This is a genomic window from Kosakonia oryzae (assembly GCF_001658025.2).
In the GTDB taxonomy this organism is placed as follows: Bacteria; Pseudomonadota; Gammaproteobacteria; order Enterobacterales; family Enterobacteriaceae; genus Kosakonia; species Kosakonia oryzae.
Map to the genome: position 1 here is coordinate 1,949,629 of NZ_CP014007.2, position 21,331 is coordinate 1,970,959.

The window sequence follows — 21,331 nt, forward strand, 5'->3', positions numbered from 1 at the left end:
AGACCGGGTCAACACGCATCCTGGCTCCGTTCTTCCTGCCCGCTACGGGGTTACAGGAATGTCAGACAGACGCAGCGCCTTTCTCCTTGCCGGAACCGGCAGCGGCTGTGGGAAAACCACCGTCACGCTTGGGCTGCTCACCGTGCTGCAACGTCGCGGTCTACGCGTGCAACCCTTCAAAGTGGGGCCGGATTACCTCGACACCGCCTGGCACAGCGCCGTTACCGGCGTGGCTTCCCGCAATCTCGACAGCTTTATGATCTCGCCGCCTGTGTTAAATGCGCTGTTTCGCCAGCATTTCACCGCCGCCGATGTCGCTGTTATTGAGGGCGTGATGGGGCTTTACGATGGCTACGGCACCGACCCCAATTATTGCAGCAGCGCGGCGCTGGCAAAACAGCTTGCGCTTCCGGTGATCCTGCTGGTTGATGGCAAAGCGGTATCCACCTCCATTGCCGCCACGGTGATGGGTTTTCAGCACTTTGACCCGCAGTTGCGCATTGCCGGCGCGATCGTCAACCGGGTAAACAGCGACAGCCATTTTCAACTGCTGAAACACGCCATTGAACATTACTGCGATTTGCCGGTGCTGGGATATGTTCCCGTTGCTCCCGGCGTGGCGCTGCCGGAACGTCATCTTGGTCTGGTCACTGCCCGCGAGTCGGTCGTTAACGCGCAGCCATGGCAGGAGTTTGCCGCACGCCTGGAACAGACGCTTGATATTGACCGCTTACTTGCCCTGAGCCAGACAACCGCGTTGCCGCAGGGGGAGTTTCCTGCCATGCCCGCGCCAGAGGCGGGCGTAGGGTTAACGCTGGCGCTGGCCGATGACGAAGCCTTCAACTTTTACTACGCCGATAACCTGCAACTGCTTGAACACGCTGGCGTGCGCATCGTGCGTTTTAGCCCGCTGCATGACCATGAATTGCCCACCTGCCAGATGCTGTGGCTGGGCGGCGGCTATCCTGAGTTGCACGCGCGCGCGCTGTCGGCAAACCTGCCAATGCGGGATGCCATTCTCGCCGCGCACCGGCGTGGCGTGGCGATTTATGCCGAGTGCGGCGGCCTGATGTATCTCGGCGATACGTTGTTGGATGCCGCAGGCGAGGAGTGGCCGATGGTCGGCGCCATCCCTGGTCACAGCCGGATGGGCAGTCAGCTCACCCGCTTTGGCTACTGCGAAGCCCGCGCAACGCAGCAGACCTTACTCGCTGGCGCAGGGGAAACCCTGCGCGGCCACGAGTTTCACTATTCCGATTTCACTCCGCGCGTCGATGCCGTGCTGGCGTGCCATAAAACGCGCGATGGCGAAGTGCTGAAGCGCTGGCAGGGCGGCTGGCAGGTGGGCAATACCTTTGCCAGCTATTTACACCTGCATTTCGCCCAGCGTCCAACGATGCTGGAACACTGGTTTGCAGCCGCAAGGAGGGCGTCATGACGCTGCTGGCCTGGTGTGTCGCATTTCTGCTCGATCGCTTACTTGGCGACCCGCCGTACTGGCCGCATCCGGTGCGCTGGATCGGCGCACTGATTAACCTGGTGCAAAGCGCCGTCCGGCGAGTGTGCCGCAGCGATACCGCGCTGCGCATCGGCGGCGGTGTGATGTGGCTGCTGGTGGTGGGCATCACCTGGAGCGTTGCCTGGGGTGTGCTCGCGCTAGCGCAGATAATCCATCCGTGGTTCGGCTGGTGCGTAGAGGTGTGGATGATTTACACCCTACTTGCCACACGTTGTCTTGCGGATATGGCGCGGGAAGTGGAGCAGGCGCTGCGCTTCGGTTCGCTTGCCGAAAGCCGCGAAAAGCTGTCGTGGATTGTCGGTCGCGATACCGCGCAGCTCCAGCCGCCGCAAATCACCCGCGCGGTAGTGGAGACCGTCGCGGAAAACACCGTCGATGGCGTTATCGCGCCGCTGTTCTTTTTACTGCTCGGCGGCGCGCCGCTGGCTATGGCCTACAAAGCGGTCAATACCCTCGATTCGATGGTGGGCTACAAGCATGAAAAATACCGCGCGATCGGCATGGTCAGCGCGCGGTTGGATGATGTCGCCAACTTTATCCCGGCGCGTCTGAGTTGGCTGTTACTCAGTATGGCGGCCTGGCTCACAGGTAATGACGCGGGCAATGCGCTGCGTATCGGTTTTCGCGATCGGCGCAACCACAGCAGCCCCAACTGCGCCTGGCCGGAAGGTACCGTGGCCGGGGCGCTTGGCGTGCGGCTTGGCGGGCCAAATGACTACTTCGGCCAGCGGGTCGAAAAACCGTGGATTGGCGATGAGCTCCGCGCCATCACGCCGGATGACATTCCCCGCACCATTCGCATGATGTGGCTTGCCGCCACGCTGGCGCTGGCACTGTTTGCGCTGATACACCTTGCCCTCGCGGGCGCATAAGGATGAAGACGATGGATTATTTGCAACAACCGCAGGCGATTGAAGCCAAAAGTTTTGTCATTATCGGCGAGATTATCCAGCAAACCCGCCCCGATTTTCGTTTTGCCAGCCCGCTGCATGAAGCGGTAACCAAACGGGTCATCCACACCACCGCTGATTTCGACTGGCTCGATATTTTGTGGTTTTCCAGTGATGCGCTGCAACGCCTGTGCGGGGCGATAACGCAAGGCTGCACCCTTTATACCGACACCACAATGGCGCTTTCCGGCATTAATAAGCGGTTGCTGGCGGAGTTCGGCGGCGAAGTGCGTTGCTACATCTCCGATCCGCGCGTGGTGCGAAAAGCCAAAGAGGAGGGTATCACCCGTTCGATGGCGGCGGTCGATCTCGCGCTGACGGAAGCGGAAGAGAAAATCTTTGTTTTCGGCAATGCGCCCACGGCCCTGTTCCGCCTGCTGGAACACAAGGTGCCGGTCAGCGGCGTGGTTGGCGTGCCGGTCGGTTTTGTTGGCGCTGCGGAATCGAAAGCGGCACTGGTAGAGAGCGGTTTGCCCGCCATTGCCGCGCATGGTCGCAAGGGCGGCAGCAATGTGGCGGCGGCAATTATTAATGCGCTGCTCTATCACTTGCAGGCGGCGCAATGAGCCAGGCCTTCGACGATCCGGTGTGGCACAACGGTAAAGCCCTGCGCAAAGGCTATACCACCGGCTCTTGCGCCACCGCAGCGGCAAAAGTCGCGGCGTTGATGGTGCTGCGCCAGCACATTATTCACCAGGTCTCGATTGTTACCCCCTCCGGCGTCACCCTGCATCTGAATGTGGAATCGCCGCACATTGAAGGCCAGCAGGCGATTGCCGCCATTCGCAAAGACGGCGGCGATGATGTGGATGCCACCCACGGCATGCTGATCTTTGCCCGCGTCACGCTCACCGAGGATGACCAGATTGTTCTGCGCGGCGGTGAAGGCGTGGGCACCGTCACCCGCAAAGGTATTGGTCTCGCTGTGGGGGAAGCGGCGATCAACCGCACGCCGCGCCAGACCATCGAAGCCGCTGTCCGCGAAGTGATTGGCCCCACGCGCGGCGCGCAGGTGGAAATTTTCGCCCCGGAAGGCGAAGAGCGGGCGAAGAAAACCTACAACGGCAGGCTTGGCATTCTTGGCGGTATTTCGATTATCGGTACCACCGGTATCGTGACGCCAATGTCGGAAGAGAGCTGGAAACGCTCGCTGTCGCTGGAGCTGGAGCTAAAACGCGCGGGCGGAATGGAACGGGTTATCCTCGTCCCGGGCAACCACGGCGAACGCTTCGTGCGTGAGCAGCTTGGCGTCTCCGGCGAGCTGGTCGTGACGATGAGCAACTTCGTTGGCTACATGATTGAAGAGGCGGTACGTCTGGGCTACCGGCAGATCGTGCTGGTCGGCCATCCCGGCAAGCTGGTGAAAATCGCCGCCGGTATTTTTCATACCCACAGCCATATCGCGGATGCGCGGATGGAGACACTGGTCGCACACCTGGCGCTGCTCGGCGCGCCGCATGATCTGCTGCTGAAGGTCAGCGACTGCGACACCACCGAAGCGGCAATGGAGTACATCGATGCTGCCGGGTTCAGCCATCTTTACACGCATCTGGCGCAGCGGATCTGCCTGCGCATTGCGCAGATGCTGCGTTTCACGCAAAACCCGCCGCAGTGTGATGCGGTGCTGTTCTCTTTTGATAACAAAGTGCTGGGCGCGAATCGCCCGGTTGAAGAGATTGCCGGAGATCTGAAATGTTGACCATTGCCGGCATGGGGCCGGGGAACCTCGCGTTGATGACGCCGCAGGCGCTGGAGGCCGTGGCACAGGCCGACGTGCTGGTCGGCGGCAAACGCCACCTGGCGCAGTTTGCCGATTTTCGCGGTGACGTCCGCGTACTGGATGCCGACATTCCCGGCCTGCTGGCGTGGCTTGAGCAACAACAGCAGCGGCGCGTGGTAGTGCTGGCTTCCGGCGATCCGCTGTTTTACGGCATCGGCAGCCGGCTGGTGGCGCATTTCGGTATCGGGCAGTTGCGCATTATTCCCGGTATCAGCGCCGTGCAGTATCTCTGCGCGCGTACGGGCATCGATATGAATGACATCTGGCTCACCAGCAGCCACGGGCGGGCAGTGGATTTCGACGCGTTAGCCCGCGCCCACAAAGTGGCGATGGTCACTGACGCAAAGTGTGGGCCAAAAGCGATTGCAGAGGCATTGCTGGCGCGCGGCGCGGAAAAGCGCTGGCTGGTGATCGGTGAAAACTTAGGCCTGGACGATGAGCGCATCCACCGGCTGCGTCCAGCGGAAGTACAGGACGAATATGCGATGAATGTGGTGGTGATCCTCAATGAAAGATGAGCTGTTTATCCGTGGTGAAAAGGTGCCGATGACCAAAGAGGCGGTGCGCGCGCTGGCGCTGTCGAAGCTGGAGTTGCATTGCGCGCAGCACTTGATCGATATCGGCGCGGGTACCGGCAGCGTCAGCATTGAAGCAGCGCTGGCGCACCCTGGCTTGCAGGTCACCGCCATCGAGCGTAATCCGGCGGCGCTGAGCCTGCTGGAAGATAACTGCCTGCGCTTTGGCTGTCGCAATATTGCCATCGTCACCGGCGTTGCGCCGCTCTTTGTCGAGCGGCTCGCCGATGCGGTGTTTATCGGCGGCAGCGGCGGCAACCTGGCGCAATTGATTGACTGGTCGCTGGCGCAGCTTCACCCCGGCGGACGGCTGGTGATGACCTTTATTTTGCAGGAGAACCTTAACAGCGCGCTCTCACACCTGCATACCCTGCGGGTTGCTGCGCTGGATTGCCAGCAGCTCCAGGTCTCTCTGCTCACCGGGTTGGGCAGCGGTCATTACTTCAAAGCGAATAATCCTGTCTTTTTGATTTCCTGCGAAAAGGAGAAGCAGCATGCCTGATAACGCTGATGCACAAACGGTCTGGTTTGTCGGCGCCGGGCCGGGCGATCGCGAACTGATCACCCTGAAAGGCTACCGGCTGTTGCAACAGGCTCAGGTGGTGATTTACGCCGGATCGCTCATTAACACCGAGCTGCTGGAGTATGCCTGCGCTGATGCGGCATGCCATGACAGCGCCGAACTGCATCTTGAGCAAATTATCGACCTGATGGAAGCCGGAGTGAAAGCCGGGAAAGTCGTGGTGCGTCTGCAAACCGGCGATGTTTCGCTTTACGGCTCGGTGCGCGAGCAGGGTGAGGAACTGACCCGGCGCGGCATCCGCTGGCAGGTCGTGCCGGGCGTCAGCGCGTTTCTCGGCGCAGCGGCAGAATTGGGCGTTGAGTACACCGTACCGGAAGTGTCGCAGAGCCTGATCATTACCCGCCTGGAAGGGCGTACGCCGGTGCCGGAGCGCGAGCAGCTTGAATCCTTCGCCAGCCATCAGACATCGATGGCGATCTACCTTTCCGTGCAGCGCATCCACCGCGTGGCGGAGCGCTTAATTGAAGGCGGCTATCCGCAGACCACGCCGGTGGCGGTGATCTACAAAGCCACATGGCCACAGAGCCAGACGGTACGCGGCACGCTGGCCGATATCGGCGACAAAGTGCGTGAAGCCGGCATCCGTAAAACTGCGCTGATTCTCGTTGGCGCATTTCTTGGCGAGGAGTACCACTACTCGCGGCTGTATGCGGCGGATTTCAGCCATGAATACCGTAAAGCCTGAATCGATTGCACTGTTCTGCCTGACGCCGGGCGGCGTGGCGCTGGCGAACCGTCTGAAAGCGGCGCTGCCGATGACCTGTTTTACCAGCGAGAAGCTGCTCACCGACGGCTTTCAGCCCTTTGCAGGCAGCTTTGCGCAGACCCTGCGCGAGGCCTTTTGCCACTACCCGGCGGTGGTATTTATCGGCGCAACGGGCATTGCCGTTCGGGCGATTGCCCCACTGGTCAACGACAAATTTCTCGATCCGGCGGTGATCGTCATTGACGAACGCGGCCAGCATGCGATCAGTCTGCTTTCCGGCCACTATGGCGGCGGGAATGCGCTGACGCGTTATCTGGCGGGCGTACTGGATGCCGATCCGGTGATTACCACGGCGACCGATGTAAACGAACTGGCGGCGCTGGACACGCTGGCCTGTCAGCTTGATGCGCGGATGGACGATTTTCGCGCGGCGGTAAAAACCATCAACCACATGCTGGTCAGCGGTAAACGCATCGGCCTGTGGTGTGAAGAGGCGCTGCGTGCGGAAGTGGCACGCTGCGACACGCGAGGTTTTATCCCCGTCACGCGCCTTGACGCTCTGCCGGAAATGGACGGGCTGGTCTGCGTCTCCCTCCGGGCGCAACTGCCTGCGCTGCCCGTGCCGGTGTTCAAGCTGGTGCCAAAGCGCGTGGTCGCGGGCATTGGCTGTCGGCGCGATACGCCGTTTGCCTTGCTGTCGGCGTTACTGCAACGCCAGTTGCAGGCGCAGGCCTTCGATCCGCTGGCGCTGCGGGCGATTGGCAGCATCAGCTTAAAGCAGGATGAGAAAGGGTTACTGCAACTGGCGGAAAGCTTGCGGGTGCCGTTTGAAATTTTTACCGCGCAGGCGCTGCGTGAGCACGAGCATCGCTTTCCGGCCTCGGACTTTGTCCGGCAGACCGCGGGCGTGGGGAGTGTTTCCGGGCCGGCAGCCTGGCTGATGAGCCAGGGGCAACTGGTTGGTGAGACCCTGCGGGAGCAGGGCGTGACAATTACTTTGGGAGTTTCGCACTGATGTTAACGGTAATCGGGATTGGCCCCGGCTCACAGGCAATGATGACCATGGAGGCCATCGACGCGCTACAGGCAGCGGAAATTGTGGTGGGTTACAAAACCTACACGCACCTTGTTAAAGCCTTCACCGGCGATAAGCAGGTGATCAAAACCGGTATGTGCAAAGAGATTGAGCGCTGCCAGGCGGCAATTGAGCTGGCGCAGGCCGGGCATAACGTGGCGCTGGTCAGCAGCGGCGACGCCGGAATTTATGGCATGGCAGGGCTGGTACTCGAACTGGTCAACAAGCAACAACTGGATGTGGAGGTGCGGCTGGTGCCGGGCATGACCGCCAGCATCGCCGCCGCTGCGCTGCTGGGCGCACCTTTGATGCACGACTTCTGCCATATCAGCCTGAGCGATCTGATGACGCCGTGGCCGGTTATCGAAAAACGCATTGTCGCGGCGGGCGAGGCGGATTTCGTTATCTGCTTCTACAACCCCCGCAGCCGTGGCCGCGAAGGGCATCTGGCGCGAGCATTCGAACTGCTGGCGGCGAGCAAAAGCGCCAATACGCCGGTGGGCGTGGTGAAATCCGCCGGGCGCAAGAAAGAGGAAAAATGGCTGACCACGCTCGGCGAGATGGATTTTGCACCCGTCGATATGACCAGCCTGGTGATTGTCGGTAACCGCGCCACCTATGTGCAAAACGGTCTGATGATTACCCCACGAGGTTACACCCTGTGACGGCAGGCGAGGTGCTGGTGATTGGCGGTACCAGCGATGCGCGGCTGATTTGCCAGCAACTGGATGAAGCCGGAGTGCGTTACACGCTGTCGGTTGCCACGCCGACCGGCGCGCAGCTGGCAGGCAACATTCGCGGCCAGGTGCGCTGCGGGCGGCTGGAGATGGGCGAGATGGTTAGCTGGCTCAAACAGAACGGTACGCGCTGGGTGATTGATGCCTCGCACCCTTACGCCGACGTGGTCAGCCGCAATATTGCCCACGCCTGCAACGCGGCGCAGGTATTGCTGAGCCGTTATCAGCGCCCGGAACAACAGCCGGAGCTGCAACATTCGCTGCTGTTCAATGTTTCCACGCTGGAGGAAGCCTGCGACAAAGCCCGTAACCTGGGTGATCGCATCTTGCTGACCACCGGCAGCAAAGATCTGGCGCGCTGGCGCGACGGATTGCCGGGGAAAACGCTGCTGGCGCGGGTGCTGCCCGTGGCGGATGTGCTGGCGCAGTGTGCAGAACTGGGTTTTGGCGTGGGAGAGATCTTCGCGCTGTGCGGCCCGTTTAGCGCTGAATTTAACGCCGCGTTTTATCGCCAGTACCGCGTTGAGGTGATGATTACCAAAGCCTCCGGCGCGGAAGGCGGTTATCTGGAAAAAGTACAACCTGCGCTGGATGCTGGCATCCCGTGCATTGTGATTGCCCGGCCGCAACCGCAGGTCGTGGGCGATGAGTTACTCAACAGTCAGGATGACTTTGCCGGACGCTTGCAACGCTGGCTGGCGGCACAGTGAGGAGAACAGAATGAAGAAAGCCCTTCTGGTGGTGAGCTTTGGCACCAGCTATCGCGACACCTGTGAAAAGAACATCGTCGCCTGCGAGCGCGATCTGGCGGCGAGCTGCCCGGATCGTGCGCTGTTTCGCGCTTTTACCTCCGGGATGATCATTCGCAAGCTCAAACAGCGCGACAACCTGCATATCGACACGCCGCTGGAGGCGCTGCAAAAGCTGGCAGAGCAGGGGTATCAGGATGTGGCGATCCAGTCGCTGCACATTATCAACGGCGACGAATACGAAAAAATCGTTCGTGAAGTCCAGACGCTGCGCCCGCTGTTCAAACGGCTGGTGATTGGCGCGCCGCTGCTCAGCAGCCACGACGATTATCTGCATCTGATGCAGGCGCTCTCCCGGCAGATGCCGCAGGTCGCGGCCGATGAGCGCGTGGTGTTTATGGGCCACGGCGCCAGCCATCACGCTTTTGCCGCTTATGCCTGCCTCGACCATATGATGGCAGCGTACCGTTTTCCGGCGCGGGTTGGCGCGGTGGAGAGCTACCCGGAAATCGATCTGCTGATCGACGGCCTGCGTCATGAAGGGGTGAAAGCGGTGCACCTGATGCCGCTGATGCTGGTGGCAGGCGACCATGCGATCAACGACATGGCGTCCGATGACGATGATTCGTGGAAGACGCAGTTTGAGCGCGTCGGTATTGCCGCGACGCCGTGGTTACAGGGCTTAGGCGAGAATGCCGATGTGCGTGCGATGTTCGTCCAGCATCTGCATCAGGCGCTGGCACAGGCAATGGAGGCCGCAGCATGAGCGGCAAACTCTACGCGCTGAGTACCGGCCCAGGTGCTACCGATCTGATCACCGTGCGCGGCGCGCGCATTCTTGGGACGCTCGATGTGCTGTATGCCCCGGCCGGGCGCAAAGGCGGCGACAGCCTGGCGCTTTCCATTGTGCGCGAGTACCTCGGTGCGCAGACCGAAGTACGCTGCTGCCACTTTCCCATGAGTGCTGACAGCGCGGAAAAAGAGGCGGTGTGGGACGACGTCGCCGCTGCGCTGGCAGCGGAAGTCCAGGCCGGTAAACAGGTGGGGTTTATTACCCTCGGTGATGCAATGTTGTTCAGCACCTGGGTATTCCTGCTGCAACGGCTTGGCCAGCCGCAGTGGCTGGAGATTGTACCAGGCGTCACGTCGTTTGCCGCCATTGCCGCGCGTGCGCAGGTGCCACTGGCGATGGAGCAACAGTCGCTGGGCGTGGTGTCCTGCACCGCGCCGGAAGATGAAATCCGCCAGGCATTGCAGCAACACGACAGTCTGGTGTTGATGAAAGTCTATGGCCGTTTTGCCCGTATCAAAGCGTTGCTGGCGCAAGCGGGGCTGCTGGAACATTCCCTGATGATGGCGGAAGCCACTCTGCCCGGCGAGCAGTGCTGGCGGCAGCTTAGCGAGGTTGGCGATGACCAGCCGCTGCCCTATTTTTCGACCATTCTGGTGAATAAACAGTGGGAGAGAAGATGAAAACGCAACAACTGAAACAGTTGTCCTGCAGCGGGCTTGCCGCGGCGCTGCTGCTGATGATGGTGCCGCAGGAGGCCTTCGCCATGCATATTATGGAGGGCTTTTTGCCGCCGATGTGGGCGCTGGCGTGGTGGATGTTGTTTCTGCCGTGCCTGGGGTATGGGCTGGTGCGCCTGGGTCGTATTGTGGCGGACGATACCAATCAGAAAGTGCTGCTGGCGTTGTGCGGCGCGTTTATTTTTGTCCTGTCGGCGCTGAAAATTCCGTCGGTGACCGGAAGCTGTTCGCACCCGACCGGCGTCGGGCTGGCGGTAATTTTGTTTGGCCCCGGCGTGGTGGCGATTCTTGGCGCGATTGTGCTGCTGTTTCAGGCGCTGTTGCTGGCGCACGGCGGGCTGACCACGCTTGGAGCCAACGGCATGTCGATGGCGGTCATTGGTCCCGTTGTCGGCTATATGGTGTGGAAACTGGCCTGCCGGGCGGGTTTCCGCCGCGATGTGGCGGTGTTTCTCTGCGCCATGCTGGCGGATCTGGCGACCTACTTTATTACTTCGGTGCAACTGGGCGTGGCATTCCCGGATCCACAAACTGGGGCAACCGGCTCGATCGTGAAATTTATGGGCATTTTTTGCCTGACGCAAATTCCGATTGCCATCGCGGAAGGGTTGCTGACGGTGATGATTTACGATCAGCTCACCAAACGACAGTTGATCCCCATAAGGGAGCATTAAGATGAAAAAGACCCTGATTCTGCTGGCGATGGTGATCGCCCTGATGGTGCTGCCGTTCTTTATCAATCACGGCGGTGAATATGCGGGTTCCGATAACCAGGCGGAAAGCCAGATCCTGGCGATTGCACCCCATTACCAGCCGTGGTTCCAGCCGCTGTATGAACCAGCGAGCGGCGAAGTTGAAAGCCTGCTTTTTACCCTGCAAGGCTCGATTGGCGCAGCGGTCATTTTCTACATCCTCGGTTATATGAAAGGCAGGCAGCGTGATCGCAAACGGTCTTGATCGGCTGAGCTACCAGAGCCGCTGGTTTCACGTGGCGCCGGAGCGTAAATTCCTGTTCTGGTTATTGATGATGGTGCTGGCCTTTTCTCTGCCGCCGTTCGGGCAGGGCGTGTTGCTGGTGGCGCTGGCGATGTTCACCTGCTGGCTGCTGCGCGTCTCGCTCTGGCGCTGGCTGCGCTGGATGGCTCTGCCGATGGGCTTTTTGCTGGTTGGCGTGGTGACGATTCTGTTCAGCGTGACGCGTGAGCCGCAGCAGTTATTGTATGGTGTGCATCTGGGCAGCGTCTGGATCGGCGTAACGCCGCAGGGGCTGGCATCAGCCAACAGCACGTTATGGCGCAGTCTCGCCGCGCTGGCGGCAACCTTCTGGTTGGTGCTCAATCTGACCTTTCCGCAACTGATTGTCTTGCTCAAACGCGGGCGCGTGCCGCGATTGCTGACCGAACAGATCCTGCTCACCTGGCGCTTTATTTTTATCCTGCTCGAAGAGGCGGCGGCGCTTCATCGTGCGCAGACACTGCGCTTTGGTTATCGCACCTTGCCGCTGAGCTACCGTTCGTTGGCGATGCTGGTGAGCCTGTTATTTACCCGCGTGCTATTGCGCTACAAAGCGCTGGTAACCACGCTGGATATCAAACTTTATCAGGGTGATTTTCACCTGTAGGGACAAGGCATGCTGGCATGTGAAAATCTGTGGTTCAGCTACCAGGATGTGCCGACGCTGCAAGGGCTGACGCTCGATTTTTCCCGCCAGCCGGTGACCGGGCTGATCGGCGCGAACGGCTGCGGTAAATCGACGCTATTTATGAACCTGAGCGGTATCCTGCGCCCGCAAAAAGGGGCGGTGCTGTGGCAGGGAAAACCGCTCGATTACAGCAAGCGCGGGCTGCTGGCGCTGCGCCAGCAAGTGACTACTGTATTTCAGGACCCGGATCAGCAGATCTTCTATACCGATATCGACAGCGACATCGCCTTTAGCCTGCGCAACATTGGCGTGGAGGAAGCGGAGATCGCGCGCCGCGTCGATGACGCCCTGACGCTGGTGGATGCGCAATCTTTCCGTCAGCAGCCAATCCAGTGCCTGAGCCACGGGCAGAAAAAGCGTGTCGCTATCGCTGGCGCGCTGGTGATGCAGGCAAAATATCTGCTGCTGGATGAGCCCACTGCGGGTCTTGATCCCGCCGGGCGCGCGCAGATGATGGCGATCATCCGCCGTATTGTCGCGCAGGGGAATCATGTGGTGATCTCCAGCCACGATATTGATTTAATTTATGAAATTTGTGATGCAGTCTATGTGCTGCATCATGGCGAATGCCTGACGCAGGGAACGCCCGGCGAGGTGTTTGCCCACCGTTCGCTGGTTGAGAAAGCCGGTCTGACGCAGCCGTGGCTGGTAAAACTGCACAGCGAGCTGGGTTTGCCGCTGTGTAAAAGTGAAGATGAATTTTATGCCCGCATGCGGGCGATGCGGGTTAAGGAGGCGTCATGACGCTGGCGATTATGTTGCAGGGCACCGCCTCAGACGTCGGTAAAAGTGTGCTGGTGGCCGGACTGTGCCGCATTTTTTATCAGGATGGGCTGAAAACTGCCCCCTTTAAATCGCAGAATATGGCGCTCAATTCTGGTATCACGCCGGATGGCCAGGAGATGGGGCGCGCGCAAATATTCCAGGCGGAAGCGGCGGGTATCGTGCCGGATGTGCGTATGAACCCGGTACTGCTTAAACCTACCAGCGACCGTAAAGCGCAGGTGGTGTTGATGGGCAAAGTGGCGACCGACATGGATGCCGTCAGTTATCACGACTACAAACCGCGCCTGCGGGCGCAGATTATGGGTGTCTGGCAAAGCCTGGCGCAGGAGTACGACGCGCTGGTGCTGGAAGGGGCAGGAAGCCCGGCGGAGATCAACCTGCGCGATCGGGATATCGTCAATATGGGCATGGCGGAGATGGCAGCCTGCCCGGTTATCCTGGTGGCGGATATCGATCGCGGCGGCGTTTTTGCGGCCATTTACGGCACGCTGGCGCTGCTCCAGCCGCATGAACGCTGGCGAGTAAAAGGGGTGATCATCAATAAATTCCGCGGCGACGTTGCGCTACTGACGCCGGGCATAAAACAGATTGAAGAACTGACGGGCGTTCCGGTGATCGGTGTGATGCCGTGGCTGGAGGTCGATCTCGAAGATGAAGACGGCGTGGCGCTGCAACGTGGCAAATACCTGAGCACCAGCGAGCGGGCGCTGGATATTGCGGTAGTGCAGCTTCCGCATATTTCCAACTTCACCGATTTTAACGCGCTGGCGGCGCAGCCGGATGTGCGCGTGCACTACGTGCGCTCGCCCGATGCATTGCAGGGCGCGGATCTGGTGATTTTACCGGGCAGTAAAAATACTCTCAGTGATCTCCAATGGTTACGCGAAAGCGGGCTGGCGAAGGCGCTGCTGGCCGGGCATCGCGCGGGCGTACCGACGATCGGCGTTTGCGGTGGTTACCAGATGCTTGGCGAGACGATCGTCGACGAGGTGGAATCCGGGCTGGGTACTCAGCCGGGGCTGGGGCTGCTCAATACCGTGACCCATTTCGCACAGGATAAAACCACCACGCTTGTTGAGGCCCGTTTGCAGGAGACACTGCCCGGCTGGCTGGCAAACTGCGCCGGGCTGGCACTGCGCGGATATGAGATCCATATGGGCGAAACAACGTTGCAAAGCGGTTGCCGCCCGGCGCTGTGGTTAGAGAAAAACGGACAGCGTGTGGCGGATGGTGCGGTCAGCGATGACGGCCTGGTGTTTGGCACTTATCTGCACGGCCTGTTCGACAGCGATGCGTTTACCCGCGCGTTGCTGAACGGCCTGCGTGAGCGTAAAGGGTTGGGGCCGCTCGATATCGCCGTAAATTATGCCGACTATAAAGCGCAGCAGTTTGATATTCTCGCCGACGCCATGCGCAAGCATGTCGATATCGATCGTATCTACCAGATTATGCAGCAACATCAGGAGCCAACATGTTAACCCTTGTTACCGGCGGCGCGCGCAGCGGCAAGAGCCGCCACGCCGAGTCGCTGGTCGCAGACGCCAGCCGCGTACTCTATATCGCCACTTCGCAGATCTTTGATCCGGAGATGGCAGCGCGGATTGCGCACCACCGGGCGAGCCGTCCGGCCCACTGGCGTACCGAAGAGCGCTGGCAGCAACTGGCGGAGATCATTACACCCGACAATGATAGCCGCGAAGCTGTGCTGCTGGAGTGCATCACTACGCTGACGACCAATCTGCTGTTTGCCTTTGGCGGCGAGAGTGACCCGGAACAGTGGGATTACGCCGCGCTGGAAACGCAGGTGCAGCAGGAGATTGAGGCGCTGATAGCCGCCTGTGCGGCCTGTCCGTCGCCGGTGGTGCTGGTCACCAATGAAGTGGGGATGGGGATTGTGCCGGAAAACCGCCTCGCGCGGCATTTCCGCGATATTGCCGGGCGCGTCAACCAGCGGCTGGCGCAGGCAGCGGATCACGTCTGGCTGGTGGTTTCCGGGATTGGAGTCAAAATCAAATGAAATTATTCTTTGCCACGCTGTCATTTATCAGCCGTCTGCCGGTGCCGGAGCGCTGGGTGCAGGGGCTGGATGTCGCCGATTATGTGCGCGGGATTGTCACTTTTCCCTTGGTCGGCGTGCTGCTGGGGGCCATCAGCGGCGGCGTCCTGGTGATCTTGCAGCCGTGGTGCGGCGCTCCGCTGGCAGCGCTGTTCTGCGTGCTGGCGCTGGCGCTGCTGACCGGCGGCTTCCATCTTGATGGCCTTGCCGATACCTGCGACGGTGTCTTTTCCGCCCGGCGGCGCGAGCGGATGCTGGAGATCATGCGCGACAGCCGTCTCGGCACGCATGGCGGTCTGGCGCTGGTGTTTGTGCTGGCAGCGAAAATCCTCACTCTTAGCGAACTGCAACTGCGTGACGCGCCGATGATCGCAGCACTTGCGGCAGCTTGTGCCGCCGGGCGCGGCTGCGCGGTGCTACTGATGTTCGGTCATCGCTACGCCCGTGAAGAGGGGCTCGGCAATCTGTTTATCGGCAAAGTGTCGGGGCGCGATACGTCAGTCACGCTCATCATTACCGCGCTGGTCACGATCGGGGTGCTGGGCGCGAAAGGGATCGTGGCGCTGCTGGTGACTCTGGCGGCGGTATTTCTGCTCGGGCAGATGTTGAAGCGCACGCTTGGCGGGCAGACCGGCGATACGCTCGGCGCAGCTATTGAGTTAGGCGAACTGATTTTTCTTCTGGCGCTGTTATAACCAGCCCACAACATAATGAGAAACAGCATGCAGACATTAACGACATTACTGGCAAGCATTCCGGTACCTGATGACGTGGCGATGGCGCAGGCCCAGGTTCATCTGGATGGTTTACTGAAGCCGCCTGGTAGCCTGGGGCGACTGGAAGCATTAGCGGTACAACTGGCCGGTATGCAGGGGTTGAATGGCGCGCCGCAGATCGCTGAAAAAGCGATTGTGGTGATGTGCGCCGATCACGGCGTCTGGCATGAAGGGGTGGCGATTTCACCGCAGGTGGTGACCGCAATTCAGGCCGCAAACATGACGCAGGGCACCACGGGCGTCTGTGTGCTGGCGGCGCAGGCCGGGGCGAAAGTGCACGTGCTGGATGTCGGTATTGATGCCGATCCGATCCCGGGCCTCGTCAACATGAAGGTAGCGCGCGGCAGCGGGAATATCGCCAGCGGCCCGGCGATGAGCCGCGAGCAGGCGCAGGAACTGCTGCTGGAAACGATGCGCTATACCCGCGAGCTGGCAGCGCAGGGTGTGACGCTGTTTGGTGTCGGCGAACTGGGGATGGCCAACACCACGCCAGCCGCGGCGATTGTCAGCGTGCTGGCCGGCGAAGCGCCGGAATCGGTGGTCGGTATCGGTGCCAATCTGCCGGAAACGCTGCTCGGGCATAAAGCACAGGTAGTGCGCAGAGCCATTGCGGTGAACCAGCCGGATGCGGCCGACGGCCTTGATGTACTGGCGAAAGTGGGTGGTTATGATCTGCTCGGCATGACCGGGGTGATCCTCGGCGCGGCAACCTGCGGTTTGCCGGTGGTGCTCGATGGTTTCCTCTCTTACGCCTCGGCGCTGGCCGCCTGTCGCATTGCTCCGCATGTGAAGCCATATATGATTCCGTCGCATCTTTCGGCGGAAAAAGGCGCGCGCATTGCGCTCGAACATTTAGGCCTCGAGCCCTATTTCAATATGGGTATGCGTCTTGGTGAAGGCAGCGGCGCGGCGCTGGCGATGCAACTGGTAGATGCAGCCTGCGCGATTTACCACAAGATGGGCACGCTGGCGGCGAGTAATATTGTGTTGCCGGAAACCAAAGGGTGATTTTGCTACGCAGAAGAAAGCACCCTAATATCATCATTAGGGTGCAAAATATAACGTTAATTTAATTGCTGGCGGATTTTTTCAAACAAGGGCAATGTCTTTTCCTGAATAATATATTTCTTAATCTTGTTACCTTCTAGCGACGCGATCCCGGACTGCAGGAGATCGCAGATTTTTTCCCAAAAATCTTTTTCACTGGTCATAAAACTTGCCGGACGATGGTTGTTTAATGTATCCCACGAGAAATATCGTGTTTCGAGTAAAAAAAGGAGATGGTTTTGCCACTTGTTATCACATTTTAGCAGCATGTCATAAAATGATTCTGGCGGAACAACATGGAATAATGGTTTAAATTTATATTCATTCAGTATTAACTCTTCAAGTTTTTCCTTATCCATTGTTGTAAATGCATTGGTAACCGAGGTTGTAAAAAGCTTACTTAAATTTTCCTTATCTTTTATGATTATCTCTTCTTTCTTGTTAATAGAGATCTGAAAAAGTTTGATGAATAATGGATCTTGTCTGCTAAAGAAATTATATCCTGAACGGTCATAACCTTCAGGCATATTCAGCAATTCCTGTTTGGTGGTTTCTGATTCAAGTATTTCAAGAATTTTTGTCTTTGCATGGACTTCTAGTTGCTCACGTATATCATCTATAAAATTTAGTTTTATGAAAAACAACAGAAGATCGAGTTCGCGGAAAAATAGAAAAAGAGTTTTCTCCTCTGCGGAGAGGAAACTTTCTTTAACTTGATGTATTAAAGAATCAAATTCATCATCCTCTAGTTCATTATAATGGATGAGTTTTTTCCATGTCGGGAGCTCTGCTTTTACTTGTGTTACTTGCTCTGTTGCCTGGAAAAAATAGAGTTTAGAAGTAGCATTATCAACTTCCTCACAGTTTGAATTAAAAAGAATTTCCCGCCAAATATCATGAGAATAAAGAATGGCATTATCAATGCTATATTTTTTGTTATGGGTATCAATATTTTTTAGTTTTTCCAGAAACTCTTCCTGAGTAAGGCAATTCCTTTTTATTTCAAGACTGAATGAGAAAAATAAATTAATAAGGATATCTGTAAACTCTGTGTTCTTTAAGTATTTTTGATCGATTTTTTTGGAGAAAATATTGAAGTCTTCGATAGTCTGACGTAATAGTCTGAGGTTGTTATATTCGGAGCGTTCATGTGTTTTTTTTATGATTTCAATATGGTTTTTTAGCGTCTTGCTTTCGATGCTTTTCAAAAAAGAATTAAGAACCTCTGTTACATCATGTTGAACATAAAATGTTTTACCAATGGTCTTTTCTTTAAAGTTGCGATATGTAGCGATAGTACTTTCATCAACATATTGCGTGGATGTTAATTTAGTTTGGTCTGCAACCAGTATTACCTTCACATTGGAAATTTCAACCAGTTGGTTAACATAACCTAATAATTCTTTTAGTGGAATATTGGTACGTTCAAAATCATCGAGTGCAAGAATAATTTCTTGAGCGTTTTTTTTATTAAGCGATTTATCGAAAAAAGATGTTTTGTTAAAATCAAAGTTTATATTTATGCTTTTTTTGTCATTGGTGCCTTCTCCGAGATCTACTTTTAATCCTAACTTTAACGCGCCTTTTAATATGTTCCCCGCCAGTTTCGTGTTCTCGTGACCAAGTATTGGATGTAATCCTTTAAATATCGCCTCATCAATTGATGATGTTGATTTAAAACCAAAAAGACTAATGGTTATGATTTTTTTATACTTATTGACGGTTGTGTATTTTCGAATGAATTCTGCGAGAAAAAAACTTTTCCCCACGCCCCAATTACCATCAATAAGAAATGCATATTCTGGTTTTGGCGCTTTTAAATATTCTTCAAGATTAGTTATGAGATGATTGTTTACCGTCATGGTAGCTCTTCCATATTAACAGGGGGGATCAATAAACCTTATTACAGTATACCCTTAAGGAGATATTTTCTATCCTCGCGTTGATATATTAAAAATGCAAATACCAAACATCAGAAAATGATGCTTAATATTTGCGTTAAGTTCATTGAGACACACTGTTAACTACAGAGGATTATTCCAGCATTATACGCAACAGCGTATCCAGCAGCCCCGGGAAGCAGGCGTCCAGATCTTCCCGGCGCAGCGAAATCATATTTTCCCGCCCCTGCGGGCGCTGCCAGACCACGCCGCTGTCGCGCAGTACGCGCCAGTGATGCGTCATGGTCGATTTCGCTACATCCTGCGGCCGCAACGTATTGCAGCTCAGTTCAGCACCATCGGCGAGCCGTTTGATCATCGCCAGGCGCAGCGGATTGCCGAGGGCGAAGAGCACATTTTCCAGGCGGAATTGCTCACGTTCTGGGTGGTTAGCGATCATAATATTCCTGTGTGGCGATGGCCTGTCTTAAGAAAGTCACGGCCGGGCCGGTACTATACGCAAACTCGATTTTTAAAGCCACGACCTCAATCGTGGCCCAACCAATCGTAATAATAGCAAAAATAGTTCGAATATACTCGTACAGTTGTACTATGATACACCCCGTGAATGAATCGCGGCCAATTCCGGCCGCAAACTGACAGTCAAATGACTAAGGACGCATCATGCCCCGACCCATCCCCCTCGAACGTTATCGCAACATCGGTATCTCCGCGCATATCGATGCCGGTAAAACCACTACCACCGAGCGCATCCTGTTTTACACCGGGATGAGCCACAAGCTGGGGGAAGTACACGATGGCGCGGCAACAACCGACTGGATGGCGCAGGAGCAGGAGCGCGGGATCACCATTACTTCCGCGGCAGTGAGCTGCTTCTGGCCCGGTATGGACAGAAGTTATGAGCCGCACCGCATCAACATTATCGACACCCCCGGGCACGTGGATTTCACCATTGAAGTGGAACGTTCCATGCGTGTGCTCGATGGCGCAGTGATGGTGTATGACTCGGTAGGCGGCGTGCAGCCGCAATCGGAAACCGTCTGGCGCCAGGCCAATAAATATCACGTGCCGCGTCTGGCCTTCGTCAACAAGATGGACCGTCCCGGCGCGGATTTCTTCCGCGTGGTGCAGATGATGATCGATCGTCTGAAAGCCAACCCGGTGCCGATTGTCATCCCGATTGGCGCTGAAGAGCATTTCACCGGCGTCGTGGATCTGATCAAAATGCGTGAAATCATCTGGGATGACGCCACGCAGGGTATGGTTTTCAGCTACGCGCCAGTGCCGGAAGAATTACAGGCAACCGCGCTGGAGTGGCGGGAAAAAATGGTCTCTGCGGCGGCGGAAGCCAGCGAAGAGTTGATGGATAAATATCTGGAAACCGGTTCGCTGGACGAAGCTGACATCATTGCCGGTCTGCGCAAACGCACGATCGCCGGGGAGATCCAGCCGATGCTGTGCGGCAGCGCCTTTAAAAACAAAGGCGTGCAGCGCATGCTCGATGCGGTTGTCGAACTGATGCCATCACCGCTGGACATTCCTGCCATTCAGGGCGTGGATGAAAAAGGCCAGCCGGCAGAACGTCACCCGAACGATGAGGAACCGTTCTCGGCGCTGGCGTTTAAACTGATGACCGACCCGTATGTCGGCCAGCTCACTTTTATCCGCGTCTATTCCGGCGTGCTGAAAAAAGGCGATGCGGTTTACAACCCGGTGAAAGGGAAGAAAGAGCGTATCGGGCGTATCGTGCAGATGCATGCCAACGATCGTCATGAAGTGGATGAACTGCGCGCGGGCGATATCGCAGCCTGTGTCGGGCTGAAAGATGTCACCACCGGCGATACCTTAAGTGATCCGGATGCGGTGATCACGCTGGAACGTATGGAATTCCCGGAGCCGGTAATTTCGCTGGCTATCGAGCCGAAAACCAAAGCGGACCAGGAAAAAATGGGTATCGCGCTGCAACGGCTGGCTTCTGAAGACCCGTCGTTCCGTCTGCACACGGATGAAGAGTCCGGCCAGACGATCATCTCCGGTATGGGCGAACTGCACCTGGAGATTATCGTCGACCGTATGAAACGTGAATTCGGCGTAGAAGCGAACATTGGTCGCCCGCAGGTGACTTACCGTGAAACGCTGCGTAAAACCGTGAAAGACATTGAAGGCAAGTTTGTTCGCCAGTCCGGTGGTAAAGGGCAGTATGGCCACGTGGTGCTGACGCTTGAACCGCTGGAGCCGGGTAGCGGCTTTGTTTTTGAAGACGCCACCAAAGGCGGCGTGGTGCCGCGCGAGTACATTCCATCTGTGGAAAAAGGGCTGCGCGAAGCCATGAACAGCGGCGTGCTGGCCGGTTATCCGGTGGTGGATGTGAAAGCGACGCTGACATTCGGTTCCTACCACGATGTCGACTCGTCGGAAATGGCGTTCCGCATGGCGGCGATCTTTGGTTTCAAAGAGGGCGCGCGCAAAGCGGATCCAGCCATCCTGGAGCCGGTGATGCATGTGGAAGTGGAAACGCCGGAAGAGTACGCCGGTAACATTATGGGCGATCTCTCTTCCCGTCGCGGTATGGTGCAGGGCATGGAAGAGCGCTTCGGCAGCCAGATCATCCGCGCCGACGTGCCGCTGGCCGAGATGTTCGGTTACTCCACCACGCTGCGATCCATGTCGCAGGGGCGTGCAACCTACAGCATGGAGTTCCACCACTACGCGGAAGCGCCGCGCAATGTGGCGGACGAGATCATCGCCAGCCGCGCCAAAGCCTGACCGTGATGTTCTGAACCCAAACCCCGCTGCGGCGGGGTTTTTTATTGCGCGCAGCGTATTCACCACGCGCGATAAACCGGGAGTACTCGTTTT

23 protein-coding genes are annotated in these 21,331 nt (G+C 57.3%); 21 read left to right on the forward strand and 2 right to left on the reverse strand.

What is annotated here, in order from left to right; genetic code table 11:
* Positions 1 to 58: 58 nt before the first annotated feature.
* From AWR26_RS09265 to cobT, 20 genes are read left to right on the forward strand one after another with little or no spacing between them, the layout of a single operon-like run.
* A complete protein-coding gene (locus AWR26_RS09265) occupies positions 59 to 1,438 on the forward strand; it encodes a cobyrinate a,c-diamide synthase (protein WP_064565201.1) in 1,380 nt (459 codons plus the stop codon).
* On the forward strand, positions 1,435 to 2,391 hold the full coding sequence (gene cbiB / locus AWR26_RS09270; protein ID WP_064565202.1) for an adenosylcobinamide-phosphate synthase CbiB: 957 nt from the start codon (positions 1,435 to 1,437) through the stop codon (positions 2,389 to 2,391). Before AWR26_RS09265 ends, cbiB begins: the two co-directional genes overlap by 4 nt.
* An 11-nt stretch (positions 2,392 to 2,402) precedes the next feature.
* The gene (locus AWR26_RS09275) at positions 2,403 to 3,035 is read left to right on the forward strand and encodes a cobalt-precorrin-8 methylmutase (RefSeq protein WP_064565206.1); all 633 of its coding nucleotides are present in this window, start codon (positions 2,403 to 2,405) and stop codon (positions 3,033 to 3,035) included.
* Positions 3,032 to 4,168 carry a cobalt-precorrin-5B (C(1))-methyltransferase CbiD gene (cbiD, locus tag AWR26_RS09280; protein WP_007371318.1) on the forward strand — a complete coding sequence of 379 codons (1,137 nt, stop codon included), beginning with the start codon at positions 3,032 to 3,034 and terminating at the stop codon, positions 4,166 to 4,168. Before AWR26_RS09275 ends, cbiD begins: the two co-directional genes overlap by 4 nt.
* On the forward strand, positions 4,162 to 4,767 hold the full coding sequence (locus AWR26_RS09285; protein WP_064565208.1) for a cobalt-precorrin-7 (C(5))-methyltransferase: 606 nt from the start codon (positions 4,162 to 4,164) through the stop codon (positions 4,765 to 4,767). The genes cbiD and AWR26_RS09285 overlap by 7 nt, the downstream gene beginning before the upstream one ends.
* A complete protein-coding gene (locus tag AWR26_RS09290) occupies positions 4,757 to 5,326 on the forward strand; it encodes a decarboxylating cobalt-precorrin-6B (C(15))-methyltransferase (RefSeq protein WP_064565216.1) in 570 nt (189 codons plus the stop codon). The genes AWR26_RS09285 and AWR26_RS09290 overlap by 11 nt, the downstream gene beginning before the upstream one ends.
* Entirely contained in the window at positions 5,319 to 6,092 is a 774-nt protein-coding gene (locus AWR26_RS09295) for a cobalt-precorrin-4 methyltransferase (protein WP_064565217.1), read from the forward strand. The genes AWR26_RS09290 and AWR26_RS09295 overlap by 8 nt, the downstream gene beginning before the upstream one ends.
* Positions 6,073 to 7,128, forward strand: a complete 1,056-nt coding sequence (gene cbiG, locus AWR26_RS09300; protein ID WP_064565219.1) for a cobalt-precorrin 5A hydrolase — start codon at positions 6,073 to 6,075, stop codon at positions 7,126 to 7,128. Before AWR26_RS09295 ends, cbiG begins: the two co-directional genes overlap by 20 nt.
* The gene (locus tag AWR26_RS09305; RefSeq protein WP_064565220.1) at positions 7,128 to 7,853 is read left to right on the forward strand and encodes a precorrin-3B C(17)-methyltransferase; all 726 of its coding nucleotides are present in this window, start codon (positions 7,128 to 7,130) and stop codon (positions 7,851 to 7,853) included. The genes cbiG and AWR26_RS09305 overlap by 1 nt, the downstream gene beginning before the upstream one ends.
* Positions 7,850 to 8,635 (forward strand): cobalt-precorrin-6A reductase, encoded by a 786-nt coding sequence (locus AWR26_RS09310; RefSeq protein ID WP_064565222.1) that lies wholly within the window; start codon positions 7,850 to 7,852, stop codon positions 8,633 to 8,635. Before AWR26_RS09305 ends, AWR26_RS09310 begins: the two co-directional genes overlap by 4 nt.
* Before the next feature lie 10 nt (positions 8,636 to 8,645).
* A complete protein-coding gene (gene cbiK / locus AWR26_RS09315; protein WP_064565225.1) occupies positions 8,646 to 9,440 on the forward strand; it encodes a sirohydrochlorin cobaltochelatase in 795 nt (264 codons plus the stop codon).
* Entirely contained in the window at positions 9,437 to 10,147 is a 711-nt protein-coding gene (locus AWR26_RS09320; RefSeq protein WP_064565228.1) for a cobalt-factor II C(20)-methyltransferase, read from the forward strand. Before cbiK ends, AWR26_RS09320 begins: the two co-directional genes overlap by 4 nt.
* Entirely contained in the window at positions 10,144 to 10,878 is a 735-nt protein-coding gene (gene cbiM / locus AWR26_RS09325) for a cobalt ECF transporter S component CbiM (protein ID WP_064565229.1), read from the forward strand. The genes AWR26_RS09320 and cbiM overlap by 4 nt, the downstream gene beginning before the upstream one ends.
* Before the next feature lies 1 nt (position 10,879).
* Positions 10,880 to 11,161 carry an energy-coupling factor ABC transporter substrate-binding protein gene (locus tag AWR26_RS09330; protein ID WP_064565230.1) on the forward strand — a complete coding sequence of 94 codons (282 nt, stop codon included), beginning with the start codon at positions 10,880 to 10,882 and terminating at the stop codon, positions 11,159 to 11,161.
* Positions 11,145 to 11,825, forward strand: a complete 681-nt coding sequence (locus tag AWR26_RS09335; RefSeq protein WP_167351166.1) for an energy-coupling factor ABC transporter transmembrane protein — start codon at positions 11,145 to 11,147, stop codon at positions 11,823 to 11,825. The genes AWR26_RS09330 and AWR26_RS09335 overlap by 17 nt, the downstream gene beginning before the upstream one ends.
* A gap of 9 nt (positions 11,826 to 11,834) precedes the next feature.
* Positions 11,835 to 12,650: an energy-coupling factor ABC transporter ATP-binding protein gene (locus AWR26_RS09340; RefSeq protein ID WP_064565232.1), complete on the forward strand. Its 816-nt coding sequence runs from the start codon at positions 11,835 to 11,837 to the stop codon at positions 12,648 to 12,650.
* Positions 12,647 to 14,170: a cobyric acid synthase gene (locus tag AWR26_RS09345; RefSeq protein ID WP_064565237.1), complete on the forward strand. Its 1,524-nt coding sequence runs from the start codon at positions 12,647 to 12,649 to the stop codon at positions 14,168 to 14,170. Before AWR26_RS09340 ends, AWR26_RS09345 begins: the two co-directional genes overlap by 4 nt.
* Positions 14,164 to 14,709 carry a bifunctional adenosylcobinamide kinase/adenosylcobinamide-phosphate guanylyltransferase gene (gene cobU / locus AWR26_RS09350; protein ID WP_064565239.1) on the forward strand — a complete coding sequence of 182 codons (546 nt, stop codon included), beginning with the start codon at positions 14,164 to 14,166 and terminating at the stop codon, positions 14,707 to 14,709. Before AWR26_RS09345 ends, cobU begins: the two co-directional genes overlap by 7 nt.
* Positions 14,706 to 15,443, forward strand: a complete 738-nt coding sequence (cobS, locus tag AWR26_RS09355) for an adenosylcobinamide-GDP ribazoletransferase (RefSeq protein ID WP_064565241.1) — start codon at positions 14,706 to 14,708, stop codon at positions 15,441 to 15,443. Before cobU ends, cobS begins: the two co-directional genes overlap by 4 nt.
* Before the next feature lie 27 nt (positions 15,444 to 15,470).
* Complete coding sequence (gene cobT / locus AWR26_RS09360) at positions 15,471 to 16,532, forward strand: nicotinate-nucleotide--dimethylbenzimidazole phosphoribosyltransferase (protein ID WP_064565243.1); 1,062 nt, start codon at positions 15,471 to 15,473, stop codon at positions 16,530 to 16,532.
* 56 nt (positions 16,533 to 16,588) lie between these two features.
* Here cobT and AWR26_RS09365 read toward each other — a convergent pair whose 3' ends face one another.
* Positions 16,589 to 18,433, reverse strand: coding sequence for a P-loop NTPase fold protein (locus AWR26_RS09365; RefSeq protein WP_064565245.1), 1,845 nt, complete (start codon positions 18,431 to 18,433; stop codon positions 16,589 to 16,591).
* A 172-nt stretch (positions 18,434 to 18,605) separates the two neighbouring features.
* Positions 18,606 to 18,911: an ArsR/SmtB family transcription factor gene (locus AWR26_RS09370; RefSeq protein ID WP_064565247.1), complete on the reverse strand. Its 306-nt coding sequence runs from the start codon at positions 18,909 to 18,911 to the stop codon at positions 18,606 to 18,608.
* A 224-nt stretch (positions 18,912 to 19,135) separates the two neighbouring features.
* Between AWR26_RS09370 and fusA the strand changes: the two genes are divergently transcribed.
* Positions 19,136 to 21,238: an elongation factor G gene (gene fusA, locus AWR26_RS09375; protein WP_064565249.1), complete on the forward strand. Its 2,103-nt coding sequence runs from the start codon at positions 19,136 to 19,138 to the stop codon at positions 21,236 to 21,238.
* Positions 21,239 to 21,331: the final 93 nt, after the last annotated feature.

Bases quoted from the DNA above. Each gene is read 5' to 3' on its own strand.
- AWR26_RS09265 (WP_064565201.1), top strand. From the start codon at position 59: ATGTCAGACAGACGCAGCGCCTTTCTCCTTGCCGGAACCGGCAGCGGC.
- cbiB (WP_064565202.1), top strand. From the start codon at position 1,435: ATGACGCTGCTGGCCTGGTGTGTCGCATTTCTGCTCGATCGCTTACTT.
- AWR26_RS09275 (WP_064565206.1), top strand. From the start codon at position 2,403: ATGGATTATTTGCAACAACCGCAGGCGATTGAAGCCAAAAGTTTTGTC.
- cbiD (WP_007371318.1), top strand. From the start codon at position 3,032: ATGAGCCAGGCCTTCGACGATCCGGTGTGGCACAACGGTAAAGCCCTG.
- AWR26_RS09285 (WP_064565208.1), top strand. From the start codon at position 4,162: ATGTTGACCATTGCCGGCATGGGGCCGGGGAACCTCGCGTTGATGACG.
- AWR26_RS09290 (WP_064565216.1), top strand. From the start codon at position 4,757: ATGAAAGATGAGCTGTTTATCCGTGGTGAAAAGGTGCCGATGACCAAA.
- AWR26_RS09295 (WP_064565217.1), top strand. From the start codon at position 5,319: ATGCCTGATAACGCTGATGCACAAACGGTCTGGTTTGTCGGCGCCGGG.
- cbiG (WP_064565219.1), top strand. From the start codon at position 6,073: ATGAATACCGTAAAGCCTGAATCGATTGCACTGTTCTGCCTGACGCCG.
- AWR26_RS09305 (WP_064565220.1), top strand. From the start codon at position 7,128: ATGTTAACGGTAATCGGGATTGGCCCCGGCTCACAGGCAATGATGACC.
- cbiK (WP_064565225.1), top strand. From the start codon at position 8,646: ATGAAGAAAGCCCTTCTGGTGGTGAGCTTTGGCACCAGCTATCGCGAC.
- AWR26_RS09320 (WP_064565228.1), top strand. From the start codon at position 9,437: ATGAGCGGCAAACTCTACGCGCTGAGTACCGGCCCAGGTGCTACCGAT.
- cbiM (WP_064565229.1), top strand. From the start codon at position 10,144: ATGAAAACGCAACAACTGAAACAGTTGTCCTGCAGCGGGCTTGCCGCG.
- AWR26_RS09330 (WP_064565230.1), top strand. From the start codon at position 10,880: ATGAAAAAGACCCTGATTCTGCTGGCGATGGTGATCGCCCTGATGGTG.
- AWR26_RS09340 (WP_064565232.1), top strand. From the start codon at position 11,835: ATGCTGGCATGTGAAAATCTGTGGTTCAGCTACCAGGATGTGCCGACG.
- AWR26_RS09345 (WP_064565237.1), top strand. From the start codon at position 12,647: ATGACGCTGGCGATTATGTTGCAGGGCACCGCCTCAGACGTCGGTAAA.
- cobU (WP_064565239.1), top strand. From the start codon at position 14,164: ATGTTAACCCTTGTTACCGGCGGCGCGCGCAGCGGCAAGAGCCGCCAC.
- cobS (WP_064565241.1), top strand. From the start codon at position 14,706: ATGAAATTATTCTTTGCCACGCTGTCATTTATCAGCCGTCTGCCGGTG.
- cobT (WP_064565243.1), top strand. From the start codon at position 15,471: ATGCAGACATTAACGACATTACTGGCAAGCATTCCGGTACCTGATGAC.
- AWR26_RS09365 (WP_064565245.1), bottom strand. From the start codon at position 18,433: ATGACGGTAAACAATCATCTCATAACTAATCTTGAAGAATATTTAAAA.
- AWR26_RS09370 (WP_064565247.1), bottom strand. From the start codon at position 18,911: ATGATCGCTAACCACCCAGAACGTGAGCAATTCCGCCTGGAAAATGTG.
- fusA (WP_064565249.1), top strand. From the start codon at position 19,136: ATGCCCCGACCCATCCCCCTCGAACGTTATCGCAACATCGGTATCTCC.